General features: G+C 65.6%; 9 protein-coding genes. 7 read left to right on the forward strand and 2 right to left on the reverse strand.

Annotated elements, in window-relative coordinates:
- Nucleotides 1–62: 62 nt before the first annotated feature.
- Both N539_RS0107940 and N539_RS16055 read left to right on the forward strand, forming a co-directional pair.
- On the forward strand, nucleotides 63–1,910 hold the full coding sequence (locus tag N539_RS0107940; protein WP_028969845.1) for a DUF885 domain-containing protein: 1,848 nt from the start codon (nucleotides 63–65) through the stop codon (nucleotides 1,908–1,910).
- Between the two features lie 77 nt (nucleotides 1,911–1,987).
- Nucleotides 1,988–3,844, forward strand: coding sequence for a DUF885 domain-containing protein (locus N539_RS16055; RefSeq protein WP_051531628.1), 1,857 nt, complete (start codon nucleotides 1,988–1,990; stop codon nucleotides 3,842–3,844).
- On the opposite strand, the gene N539_RS0107950 is transcribed toward N539_RS16055, so the two are convergent.
- Entirely contained in the window at nucleotides 3,841–5,640 is a 1,800-nt protein-coding gene (locus N539_RS0107950) for an ABC-F family ATP-binding cassette domain-containing protein (protein WP_028969846.1), read from the reverse strand. The two genes, N539_RS16055 and N539_RS0107950, sit on opposite strands and share 4 nt — an antisense overlap.
- A gap of 124 nt (nucleotides 5,641–5,764) precedes the next feature.
- Between N539_RS0107950 and N539_RS0107955 the strand changes: the two genes are divergently transcribed.
- A complete protein-coding gene (locus tag N539_RS0107955; protein ID WP_028969847.1) occupies nucleotides 5,765–6,100 on the forward strand; it encodes a hypothetical protein in 336 nt (111 codons plus the stop codon).
- Nucleotides 6,101–6,104: 4 nt separating this feature from the next.
- Here the strand turns inward: N539_RS0107955 and N539_RS16060 are convergent, their stop codons facing one another.
- Nucleotides 6,105–7,466, reverse strand: coding sequence for a S41 family peptidase (locus N539_RS16060; protein WP_051531640.1), 1,362 nt, complete (start codon nucleotides 7,464–7,466; stop codon nucleotides 6,105–6,107).
- Nucleotides 7,467–7,647: 181 nt separating this feature from the next.
- Here N539_RS16060 and N539_RS0107965 point away from each other — a divergent pair, with 181 nt between their 5' ends.
- From N539_RS0107965 to N539_RS0107980, 4 genes are all read left to right on the forward strand, one after another.
- The gene (locus tag N539_RS0107965; protein WP_028969848.1) at nucleotides 7,648–8,322 is read left to right on the forward strand and encodes a response regulator transcription factor; all 675 of its coding nucleotides are present in this window, start codon (nucleotides 7,648–7,650) and stop codon (nucleotides 8,320–8,322) included.
- Nucleotides 8,323–8,420: 98 nt separating this feature from the next.
- On the forward strand, nucleotides 8,421–9,734 hold the full coding sequence (locus N539_RS0107970; RefSeq protein WP_028969849.1) for a sensor histidine kinase: 1,314 nt from the start codon (nucleotides 8,421–8,423) through the stop codon (nucleotides 9,732–9,734).
- An 83-nt stretch (nucleotides 9,735–9,817) separates the two neighbouring features.
- Entirely contained in the window at nucleotides 9,818–11,836 is a 2,019-nt protein-coding gene (locus N539_RS0107975) for a M13 family metallopeptidase (RefSeq protein ID WP_028969850.1), read from the forward strand.
- A 38-nt stretch (nucleotides 11,837–11,874) separates the two neighbouring features.
- On the forward strand, nucleotides 11,875–12,888 hold the full coding sequence (locus tag N539_RS0107980) for a polyprenyl synthetase family protein (protein ID WP_028969851.1): 1,014 nt from the start codon (nucleotides 11,875–11,877) through the stop codon (nucleotides 12,886–12,888).
- Nucleotides 12,889–12,909 lie beyond the last annotated feature (21 nt).

A 12,909-nucleotide genomic window follows, 5' to 3' on the forward strand; every position in this document is an offset into this window, starting at 1 on the left:
TGCTTGCCGGGGTGCCGCCCGCCCCTATCGTTCCACGCCGCAATCAGCGCGAGGAGCGGGGAATGGATCGTCGCGAATTCATGGTCACCAGCGGTGCTGCGCTCAGCGCAACGCTGCTCAGCACGGTATCGGCGCGGGCCTTCGCCCAGGCGAGCGGCAATGACGCGGCGCTCAACGCGACGTTCGAGCGCATCTTTCAAGAGCAAGTCCGGACCAACCCGACCTACGCAACCTTTCTCGGGCTCGACAAAGGCGACCTCGCGCCGCTGCGCTCCAGGCTCGACATCCGGCCCACGGTTCAGGCCCGCGCCGAGGAGACGGCGCGCACCCGCAAGTTCATTTCATGGCTCGAAGCGGTGCCGGAGGCCGGGCTCACCGACTTCGCCAAGCTCAATCGCGAAGTCGTCATCTGGGACTTGAAGACCGGCATCATGGGCGCCGAGCGGTTCGACATCGCCGACCCGCAGCAGCCCTACGTGATCACGCAGCAGAACGGCATCTACTTCTCCCGGCCCGATTTCCTGAACAGCGCGCACCCGATCGGCGATGCGAGCGACGCCGAAGCCTATCTCTCGCGCCTCGCCCAATTCGCGACCGAGCTCGACAATGACACGGCGGAGCAGCGGCGGCAGGCGGCGCGCGGATTCCTCGCGCCGGGCTGGTCGCTCGATCTCGCGCTCAAGCAGATGGCGGAGCTGCGGTCGTCCGCGCCGGAGCAGAGTTCGATGGCGGACTCGGTCGCCAGCCGAGCTGCGGCCAAGTCGATCCCAGGCGACTGGCGCGGCCGGGCGGCGAAGATCCTCGCCGGCCAGGTGTATCCGGCGCTCGACCGGCAGATGGCGGCAATCCAGGCGCTTCGCCCGACCACCCCGGCTGGCGATGGCGAGTGGCGGGTGCCCAATGGCGACGCCATCTATTCCGCCGCGCTCGTCGAGGCGACGACCACCAACTACACGCCGGACGAAGTCCACGAGATCGGCTTGCAGCAAGTTGCCGACGTCACCGCCAGACTCGACAAGATCCTGCGCGGCGCCGGTTATACCTCCGGAACTGTCGGCGAGCGCCTGGTCGCCCTCAACAAGGCGCCCGATCAGCTTTACCCCAACACCGACGCCGGCCGCGCGCAACTGATCGCCGACCTCAACGCCGGCGTGCAGGCAATGACCGCCAAGCTGCCGCAGGCGTTCGCGACTCTGCCCAAGCAGCCGCTCGAAATTCGCCGCGTCCCGCCCGAAATCCAGGACGGCGCATCCAACGGCTATTACCGCCAGGCATCGCTCGACGGATCGCGGCCGGCGATCTACTTTATCAACCTCAAGAGCACCGAGGATTGGCCGAAATATACTCTGCCCTCGCTCACCTATCATGAGGGGGTGCCCGGGCATCACCTCCAGCTCAGCATCGCCCAGCTTTCGACCGAGTTGCCGATGCTCCGCCGCATCGCTTTCTATTCGGCCTATGGGGAAGGCTGGGCGCTTTACTCCGAGCAGCTGGCCGACGAGCTCGGCGGCTACAAGGGCATCGAAAGCGCCGGCTACCTTCAGAGCTTCCTGTTCCGCGCCGAGCGCCTCGTCGTCGACACCGGCCTGAACCACAAGCGCTGGAGCCGCGAGCAGGCGATCGATCACATGATGACGACCACCGGCTTCGCGCAGGGCCGCGTCCAACGCGAGATCGAGCGCTATTGCGCCTCGCCCGGCCAGGCCTGCAGCTACAAGATCGGCCACCTCGCCTGGCTTCGCGCCCGCGACGAAGCGCAAAAGGCGCTCGGTGCGAAGTTCGACCTGCGCCAGTTCCATGAAGTGCTGCGCGAAGGTGCGATGCCGCTGTCGATCCTCGAACGCCGCATCCGTGAACGCACCGCGGCGCAGCTGGCGGGTGGCGGCGCGAGGCCGGGCGAGCGCGGCTAACCGACGATCCGGTTTGCGGCTGCGCGACCGCGCGTTAAGGGCTCGCGTCCGTTCTTTTCGAAGCTTGGGGAATTTGCATGGACCGCCGCTCGTTCCTGACCGCCAGCGCCACCGTCGCGCTCCTTCCACTCACCGAAGTACCCGCCTTTGCCGCCGCGCCGGGAAGTGGGGACGCGCGGCTCAACCAGCTGTTCGAGGACATTTTCCAAGACCGGGTGCGGACCTCGCCCGAGCTCGCCTCACAGCTCGGGCTCGACAAGGGCCCGAACGCCGCCCTCAAGTCGAAACTCGACACCCGGCCCAATGCCGTCGCGCGGCAGCAGAATCTCGCGCGCGATCGCCGCGGCATCGCCCAGCTCAACGCGATCAGCCCGGCGACCCTGTCCGATGCGGCGAAGCTCAATCGCGAGGTGGTGCTCTATTCGCTCGACACCAACACCCACGCCCCGGCGCGCTGGGACATCGACAGTGCGCAGCGGCCGTATCCGATCTTCCAGCAGGGCGGCGCCTATTTCAGCACGCCGGACTTCCTCAACACTGCGCACACCGTTGAAACCGCGGCCGACGCCGAGGCCTATCTGTCGCGGCTCGGCCAATTCGCGACCACGCTCGACAACGACACCGCAGAGCAGCGCGCCCAGGCCGCGCGCGGTTTCCTTAGTCCCGGCTGGTCGATCGACCTGACGCTCGGCCAGATGCGCAAGCTGCGCAGTGTCGCACCCGAGCAGAGCACGATGGTCGACTCGATCGTTCGCCGAACCGCCGAAAAGGGCATCGCGGGCGATTGGGGACGGCGCGCCGCCGCGATCGTCGGCGGCAACGTCTATCCTGCCCTCGACCGGCAAATTGCCGCAATGGAGCAGCTCCGGCCGACGACGCGGCCGGGCGACGGCGCGCAGCGCTTGACCGAGGGCGACGCCATCTATGCCGAGGCACTTCACCAGGCGACGACCACCAACTTCACGCCCGCCGAAGTGCACCAGATGGGCCTCGCCCAAGTCGCGGAAATCTCGAGCCAGATCGATGTGATCCTCAAGAGCCAAGGCTACACCCAGGGCAGCGTCGGCGAACGCCTCGCCGCGTTGAACCGGGACCCGCGCCAGCTCTATGCGAACAGTGACGCCGGGCGCGCGGAGCTTCTCGCCAGCCTCAATACCGGCGTGAAGGACATGTACGCCCGTCTGCCGCAAGATTTCGCGACGCTGCCGAACTCGCCGCTCGAGATTCGCCGGGTGCCGCCGGAGATCCAGGACGGGGCATCGAATGGCTATTACCGCCGCGCATCGCTCGATGGCAGCCGGCCCGCGATCTACTTCATCAACTTGAAGGACGTCGGAGACTGGCCGAAATATTCGCTGCCGACGCTCAGCTATCACGAAGGCGTCCCGGGGCACCATTTGCAGATCAGCATCGCCCAGGAGTCGAAGGACATTCCGACGCTCCGCAAGGTCGGTGGATTCTCGGCCTATTCGGAAGGCTGGGCGCTCTACGCGGAACAGGTCGCGGATGAGCTTGGGGTCTACGCGAACGACCCGTTGGGCCGCGCCGGCTACCTGCAGTCGTTCCTGTTCCGCGCAGCCCGGCTGGTCGTCGATACCGGTCTCCACTCCAAGGGGTGGAGCCGCGAGCAGGCGACCGACTACATGGTTGCGACCACCGGCTATGCTCGCCCGCGTTCACAGCGCGAGGTCGAGCGCTATTGCACGCAGATCGGCCAGGCCTGCAGCTACAAGGTCGGGCATACGGCTTGGGTACGGGCCCGCGCGGAATCGCAACAGGCGCTCGGCCCGCGCTTCGATATCAAGGAGTTCCACGAAATCCTGCGCGAGGGCGCGATGCCGCTGTCGATCCTCGAGCGGCGGATTCGCGAGCGAACTGCGATGCTGGCCGGGGGAACGACATCGCCGGCACCCCGCCCCGGCGAACGGGGTTAGCGGGCCAGCGCTTCGGCCATCTCGGCAACATCCAGCCAGCGCAGCTCCGCGGCCTCGATCTCGGCGCGGTTGCGCGCGATGCGTTCGGTTAGCCGGGCGAAACGGTTCGGATCGCGCGCATAAAGGTCGGCATCGTGCAGCGCCGCCTCGTCGGCGGCGACCTCGGCCTCCAGCCGCTCGATCTCGCCGGGCAAGCGGTCGTAGTCGCGCTGGTCCTTGTAGGTGAGCTTGTTCCCCGGCGAAGCCCGAGGTCCAGGAGCGGCAGCTGACTTCGCCTGGACCCCTGCCTTCGCCGGGGAACGCGGGCGGTGATCCTGATATCTCTTCCTGACCCAATCCTCGTACCCACCGGCGACCACATCGACCCTGCCTGAGCCGTCGAGCCCGAGCGTGATCGTCACCGTCCGGTCGAGGAAGTCGCGGTCGTGGCTGACGATCAGCACCGTGCCCTCGTAATCGGCAATGACCTCCTGAAGCAGGTCGAGCGTCTCGAGGTCGAGATCGTTGGTCGGCTCGTCGAGCACCAGCAGGTTGGCTTCGCGCGCGAACTCGCGCGCCAGCAGCAGCCGCGACCGCTCGCCGCCCGACAGCGAACCGATCGGAGCGTCGGTTAGCCCGGGATCGAACAGGAACTCCTTCAGATAGCCCTTGATGTGCTTTTTGGATCCGCGGACGTCGATCCAGTCGCCGCCATTGGCGAGCACATCCTTCACCCGCTTTTGCGGCTCCATCAGCTTGCGTTGCTGGTCGATGATGATGCCGCTCAAGGTCTTCGCGATCGTGATCCTGCCGCTGTCCGGAGCGAGCTCACCGGTGAGGAGCCTGAGCAGGGTCGTCTTGCCCGCGCCGTTGGGCCCGACGAGACCGATCCGGTCGCCGCGCTGGATGCGCAGCGTGAAGTCGCGGATGATCCGCCGTTCGCCATAGCTCCTGGTCACGGCCTCGGCGTCAATCACCGTCTTCGAGCGGACGTCATCCTTGGCCAGCGCGAGCTTCGCTGTCCCCGCCGCCCCGAGCATGGCCGCACGTTGCGCGCGCATTTCGTGGAGCTTGGCGAGCCGGCCCTGGTTGCGGCGCCGCCGCGCCGTCACGCCGCGCTGAAGCCAGTGCAGCTCGAGCTTGAGCTTGGCGTCGAGCTTCTCCGCCGCCTTCGCTTCTTCGTCATAGACGCGCTCGGTCCACGCCTCGAACCCGCCAAAGCCGATCTCCGCGCGGCGGAGCTGGCCGCGATCGAGCCACAAGCAGCTGCGCGTCAGCCGCGTCAGGAAGGTGCGGTCATGGCTGATGACGATGAAGGCGCCGGTGAAGCGCTTGAGCCAGTCCTCGAGCCATTCGATCGCACCGAGGTCGAGGTGGTTGGTCGGCTCGTCGAGCAGCAGGACATCGGGGTTCTGCGCCAGCGCCCGGGCGATGGCCGCGCGCCGCCGCTCGCCGCCGCTTGCGGTTTCCACGGGCCGCGACAGGTCGATGCCAAGCTGGTCGGCAATCGCATCGGCCTCGTGCGCCTCCGGAGCGTCGGCTCCGCTCATCACCCAATCGCGGAGCGTGGCGTGCCCGTCCATCACCGGGTCTTGCTCCAGCAGCACGACGTGCGTTCCTGGAACGATGGTGCGCTTGCCCTCGTCGGTGTCGATCAGGTCGGCGAGGCATTTCAGCAACGTGGTTTTGCCCGCCCCGTTGCGGCCGATCAGCGCGAGCCGATCGCGCTCGCCGATGTAGAGGTCGAGCCCGCGAAACAACCAGCCTTCGCCTTGGATTAATCCAAGGTCTTCATAGGAGAGGGTCGGCGCAGCCATGGCGGGCAGGTAGCGACCCTGTGGCATTCGCGCCACTCGCCGTGACCTGAACGCCTGCTCTCTCCGGCATTCATAGCCTATTCAATGCGAAGGTGTAGAAAGCTGCCCTTACAGAGTCGCGTAAATGACCATGCTTCGTACCCTTCTCCTTGCCGCGGCGCTCGCCGCCGGCCTGACCAGCGCCCCGGCGCTGGCCGAGCGTCCGCGCGACCAGCAGCCGCGCAGCGAACGGCCCGCGGTGCGCGAGCAGCAAAGCGTGCGGGAAGCGACGCAGGAGGGCCGCGCCATTCCGCTGCCGATGCTCGAGCAGCGGGTTCTGCCGCGCATGGGCGGTGCCGACTATCTCGGTCCTGAATTCAACGGCGGCGTCTATCGTTTCAAGTTCATGCGCAACGGCCGCGTGATCTGGGTCGACGTCGACGGCCAGACCGGCCGCATCATCCGCCGCTCGCGCGACTAACAAGTCAGCCGTTCGGCGTCTTCGGCCCGCGCCGGTCGGCGATGTTCGTTGGCGGCGCCAGCCGGTTGAGGATGTTCAGCGCATAATCGAGCTGAAAGTCGGCGACGCCGCGGCTCTTGAGGCTCGCTTTCGTGACCGTGAAGCGCGCCGCGACCGGATCGCTGGCGATGAGGTCCGCATCCTCGACTGGGACGTCGGCAATGAGGTGCCGCCGAAGATCGGACTCGCGCACGTTGATCCGCCCCTTGAGGTCGCCATCGGACAATTGCGGGACGAGGATATCGGGATCGATGCCCTCTCCCTGGATCGAGCGACCCGACGGCAGGTAGTAGAGCTCGGTCGTCAGGCGCAGGGCGCGCTTGGATCCCATCGGATAGATCGACTGCACCGACCCCTTGCCGAAGCTCTGCTCGCCGACGATCAGCGCGCGGTGGTGGTCCTGCAAGGCACCGGCGACGATTTCCGAGGCCGAGGCGGTTCCCGAATCGACGAGGACGATCACCGGTCGCCCATGCGCAAGGTCGCCGGGCCGCGCGTAATAATGCTGGTTGGAATCGGACTCCCGCCCCCGCCGCGAGACAATCTCCCCGCTCTCGAGGAACAGATCGGCGATGTCGACCGCCTCGTCGACCACCCCTCCCCCGTTCGAGCGGAGGTCGAGGATGTAGCCGACCGCGGCGTCATGAGTGGCACTATTAATCGCCAGCAGCGCGTTGCGCGTCTCCTCGCCCGCTTTCCCGTTGAAGATGTTGAGATTGATGATGCCGACGTTCTTGCGAACCTCCCACTTGACCGGCTTCACCTCGATCACGTCGCGAGTGATCGTCATCGCGATCGGCTTGCTGACGCCGTCGCGGCGGACCGTCAGCTGGACCTTCGATCCCGGCATTCCCCGCAGCTTGCTCGTCGCTTCGTCGAGGGACAGGCCATAGAGCAGCTTGCCGTCGATATGGGTGATGAAATCCTTGGGTTTCACCCCCGCCTTCCACGCCGGCGCGTCCTCGGTCGTCGACACGACGCGGACGAAACCGCCGTCGATGGTCGTGACCAGTCCGAGACCGCCGTAATCCCCATCGGAAATCGTCTGAAGATCGTCGAAGTCGTTGCCTTCCGCATAGCTTGAATGCGGGTCGAGCGCCGCCAGCATGCCGTCGATCGCGCCCTTGACCAGAGTATGGGCATCGACGTCCTTCACGTAGCGCGCCTTCACCCGCTCATAGACGTCCATGAACGTATCGAGCTCTTCGATGTCGTTGTTCGTCGGCGCGGCGGCGGGAGATGCCGGCTGAACCGAGGCCAAGACGGGCGCTGGGACAGCGAGCGTGGCCGAAAGCAGCAACGCACTGGCAAGACCTGTTTTTTGCATGTTCGGATCCTTGGGCTCGGGCCGTGTCACCAAAGAGCGCGTTTCACGCCAGCGCAAGCACGATTCGACGGACGCAGATTGACTTTTCACGGATGTGTCCCAGTTGTTCGGCTCGTTGCGGACAAGCAACCGTTCAGCTTCGCGCGTGTTTGAACGGGCAAGTTGTGATCAGGGGATTTGGATGCGCGTTCTGATCGTCGAAGACGAACCTAACCTTGGGCGGCAGCTGCGCTCGACGCTCGAGGGCGCCGGCTACGCAGTCGATCTCGCGACCGACGGCGAGGACGGTCATTATCTCGGCTCGACCGAAAGCTATGACGCGGTGATCCTCGACCTCGGCCTGCCGGAGATCGACGGCCTCACCGTGCTCGATCGCTGGCGCAAGGAAGGGCGCAAAATGCCCGTCCTGGTGCTGACCGCGCGCGACAGCTGGTCGGACAAGGTCGCGGGCTTGGACGCGGGCGCCGATGACTATCTCGCCAAACCATTTCAGACCGAGGAGCTGATCGCGCGTCTTCGCGCCTTGATCCGCCGCTCATCGGGCAACGCGTCGTCTGAGCTCACCTCCGGCGACATCCGCCTCGACACGCGCTCGGGCAAGGTGACCAAGGACGGCGAGCCGGTGAAGCTCACCGCCCAGGAGTACAAGCTCCTCTCCTACCTCATGCACCACAAGGGCAAGGTGGTCAGCCGGACCGAGCTGATCGAGCATATCTACGATCAGGATTTCGACCGCGATTCGAACACCATCGAAGTGTTTGTGACGCGTATTCGCAAGAAGCTGGGGGCCGATGTCATCACGACCATCCGCGGCCTCGGCTACAGCCTCGAAGAGCCGGAGGAAAAACGGGCGTGAACAAGCACGCCCCCGCGGCTCCCGCCGCGGCGGCGGATCAGGCTGTCGCGGTTCGCAGGCGCGAGCGCAGGGCCCGCACCGGGTCGCTGACTCGGCGCATCATCGGCGTCGCCGCCTTGTGGATCGTCGCACTGCTTCTGATTGGCGGCTTTGCGCTCGATCGCGTCCTGTCGCGGGCTATCGTCGATACTTTCGATAACCAGCTCGTCCTTCTCCTAAATAAACCCCTGATTGCGGCCTCGGAAATAGGGCCTGCTGGCGAGGTGCGGTTCAATCGTCAGCCCGCCGACCAGCGCTTCATCGAACCTTATTCGGGGCTTTATTTCCAGATCAGCGGCAACGGCGTTGACACCTACGCCTCCCGTTCGCTGTGGGACCGCCGGCTGCGTGTCAACAATCTCCACAATGACGTGGAGCCCCACCTCTACGACAGTATGGAATTTGGCGCCGGCGAACCCCTTCGGATCGCCGAGCGCGATGCGATCTTGCCCGGTTCGAAAGTCCGATGGCGCTTCCAGGTCGCCCAGTCACGCGAGACGATCGATGATCAGATTCATCGTCTTCGCTCGACCCTGTTCTGGAGCTTTTTTGCTCTTGGAATTGGGCTTCTCGTCCTGACCGCCCTCCAAACGCTCTACGGACTGTGGCCGCTACGCCGCGTTCGGCAGGAGGTGGCCTCGATCCGCTCGGGCCAAAACACCCGGATCAGCCAGGAATTTCCGACCGAAGTCCGCCCGCTGACCGAGGAGATCAACCAACTGCTCGAGCATAACGAGGCGCAGGCCGAGGAGGCCCGCCGCCACGCCGGAAATCTCGCTCATGCGCTCAAGACTCCGTTGACGGTGATCACCAACGCCGCGACGGCGCGCTCGGCCGACCTCGCCGATACGGTGTGCCGCGAGGCGCTGGTTATGCGGCGCCAGGTCGACCACCATCTTGCCCGCGCCCGGGCCATCGGCCGCCGCGCCTCGGCGCAGGCGCGGGCCCGCGTGTGGGAAAGCCTCGAAGCGGTCCAGCGCGCGGTCGACCGATTGTACGAGAATGTCACCGTCGACATCGCCGGCAGCCGCCAGGCCGAAGTCCGGGTCGAGCGGCAGGATCTCGACGAGATGCTCGGCAACCTTGTCGAGAACGCCGCGAAATACGGCGGCGGCCGCGTCTTCGTCACGGTCGAGCCCAAGGACGGCGTGGTCGACGTCCTGGTCGAGGACGACGGGCCGGGAATCCCGGAAGCCAACCGCGGATCCTTGTTCACGCGCGGCGCGCGGCTGGACACCACGGGCAAGCCCGGCACCGGCCTCGGCCTCGCCATCGTCCGCGATGTCGCCGAAATCTACGGCGGATCGATCCGGCTCGAGGAAAGCGAGGACCTCGGCGGCCTGCTCGTCCGCCTGACACTGCCGGCCGGCTAGGCCGCCCTTGGTCGAAAGACCATTGTATGCGCGCCGGAGCGTATTAGGTATCGAACCGACGACTCTGGGCTGGGGGTTTTTCTATGCATTTCCGTTACTTGCTGCTCGCCGGCACACTGGCCGGCGCCGTTCCGGCACTGGCCGCGGCACCCCGATACGGCGGCTGGGGCCTGGAGCTTCAGGACATGGATCCGTCGGTGAGGCCGGGCGACGGCTTCTTCCAATATGCCGAGGGCACCTGGCTCAAGAACCACCCAATTCCGGCCGACAAGACAGCGGCCGGCTACAACTACGATTTGCCCGACGAGATCGAGCTGCAAGTAAAGAAAATGGTCGAGGATGCCGCCGCGCACCCGACCTCGCCGACCGCACAGAAGATCGGCGACGCTTATGCCGCGTGGATGGATCAGAGAGCGATCGATGCGCGTGGGCTTGCGCCGCTGAAGCCCTACCTCGACCGCATCGACGCGGTGTCCACCCCCACCGAGCTGGTCGAGCTTATGATGGACCCGTCATATGTGGGCCCGATCTATATCGGCATCGCCGCCGACCAAGACGATCCGACGCAGTATGAGGTGGTGTCGGGCCAAGCGCCGCTGGGCCTGCCCGTGCGGGATTATTATCTGCTCCAGGGCGCGAAGTACGACACGATCCGCAAGGCCTACCGCAATTACATCGTCGAGATTGGCAAATTGGTGGGCCTGTCAGATCCCGAGGGCCGCGCCGATCGAATCATGGCGCTCGAGACGCAGCTGTCTAAGGATCAATGGGAGCCCGAACGATTGCGCGACCCGGTCGCCACGCACAACGTCATGAATCGCGCGAACCTCCAGCAGCTCGCTCCGCAGTTTCATTGGGATGCCACGCTAGCGTCGATGGGTCTCGGCGCGGCGAAGACTGTCGACGTCGGCCCGCCCAGCGCGGTCGCGGCCGCCGGCAAGCGGATTCAAGACGTGTCGCTCTCGACGTGGAAGGAATACCTCACATTCCGCTTCATCAGCAATCACGCGTCGGCACTTCCGCATGCAATCGACCAGGCTAATTTCAACTTCTACGGCAAGACCCTGAGCACCGTTCCCGAGCAGCGTGCTCGGTGGAAGCGCGGCGTGGAGATGCTGGATGGCAGCCTCGGCGAAGCGGTCGGGCAGCTGTACGTTGCGGACCATTGGCCGGCGGAAACCCAGCGCCAGGCCCAGGAGCTGGTCGACGACATGCGCGCCGCCTACGCCGACAAGATTTCCAACACCTCGTGGATGGACGAAGCCACCCGCAAGACTGCGCTCGCAAAGTTGGCCGCCTTCGATCCCCGGATCGGCCACCCGGTCAAATGGATCGATTATTCGAAACTCGAGATTAGCGGCACGGATGCGCTTGCCAACGCGGTCGCCAGCGAACAGTTCGGCTGGCAAATCCAGCTTGAGCGCTTCCCCAAGCCGGTCGACCGCACCCTTTGGAGCATGACACCGCAGACGGTGAACGCGGAGTATACCCCGACATTGAACCAGATCACGGTACCAGCCGCGATCCTTCAACCCCCGTTTTTCGATGCGAACGCCGACCCAGCGGTCAACTACGCCGAGACTGGAGCCACCACTCTAGGCCATGAAATGGGCCACGGCTATGACGATGAGGGACGGCAATTCGATCCCCAGGGCCGCCTGCGCGACTGGTGGACCCCGGCGACCGCGGCCAAGTACAAGGTCAAAGCCGACCGCCTCGCAGCCCAGTTTGACCAATATGAGCCGATTCCTGGCGTGCACATCAAGGGCAAGCTGACGCTGGGCGAGAACCTTGCCGACCTCGGCGGCCTGGAAACCGCTTACGCTGCCTATCGCCGCTACGTCTCTCGTCACGGCGAGCCGGCCGTGATCGACGGCTTCACTGGCGACCAGCGCTTCTTCATCGCGTATGCCCAGGCGTGGCAGGGCAAGCGGCGCGAGGGTTCGCTGCGCCAGCAATTGCTCAGCAACCCGCACAGCCCCGAACAATATCGGGTCGACGGAATCGTCCGCAATTTCGATCCCTGGTACGCGGCCTTCAACGTTAAGGCGGGCGACAAGCTATATCTGCCGCCCGAACAGCGTGTCCGCATCTGGCAGTGAGCTAGGAATGAAGCCGCCGTCCAGCTAGGGGCAGCGCCGTGACTGCGACGATTCATCCGCTGAAATCCGAGCGCCAGCCCTCGCTCGACGCGCTGATGGCGCTCGTCGGCAATGACATGAATGGCGTGAACGCCGTCATCCTCGAGCGAATGCAGAGCAAGGTCGCGCTCATCCCCGAGCTTGCCGGCCACCTGATTGCCGGCGGCGGCAAGCGCATGCGGCCGATGCTGACGCTCGCCTGCGCGGCCCTGCTCGGCTACCCCGGAACGCGCCATCACAAGCTCGCCGCCGCGGTCGAGTTCATCCACACCGCGACCTTGTTGCACGACGACGTCGTCGACGGGTCGGGCATGCGCCGCGGCAAGCGCACTGCGAACCTCATCTGGGGCAATCCAGCGAGCGTGCTCGTCGGCGACTTCCTGTTCAGCCGTGCGTTCGAACTGATGGTCGAGGACGGCAGCCTCAAAGTCCTGCGCATCCTCAGCCACGCGTCTGCGGTGATCGCCGAGGGCGAGGTCGACCAGCTGACCGCGCAGCGGCGGATCGACACCGACGAGGAGCATTATCTGAGCATCATCGGCGCCAAGACTGCGGCCTTGTTCGCCGCGGCCTGCCGCGTCGCGCCAGTCGTTGCCGAAGCCGACGAAGACGCCGAGTTCGCGCTCGAAAGCTTCGGCAAGAACCTCGGCATCGCCTTCCAGTTGACCGACGACGTCATCGACTATGCGTCCGACGCCGCAACCATGGGCAAGGGCGTCGGCGACGACTTTCGCGACGGCAAGATGACCTTGCCGGTGATCCTCGCCTATGCGCGGGGCGATGCGGAGGAGCGCGATTTCTGGCGCGCGGCGATGGGCGGCGAGCGGCAATCCGACGCCGACCTCGCCCATGCGATCGCGCTGCTTCGCTCCAGCGGCGCGCTCGACGACACCATCGAGCATGCGCGACAGTACGGCCGCCGGGCGATCGACGCGCTCGCCAAATTCCCTGCCAGCAAGGCGCGCTCGGCGTTGGTCGAAGCCGCCGAATTCGCGGTCGCGCGAGCCTATTGAACGCGTCGGCCACCTTGATTT

Origin of the sequence: Sphingomonas sp. URHD0057, from assembly GCF_000620665.1 — a bacterium.
Taxonomy (GTDB): domain Bacteria; phylum Pseudomonadota; class Alphaproteobacteria; order Sphingomonadales; family Sphingomonadaceae; genus Sphingomicrobium.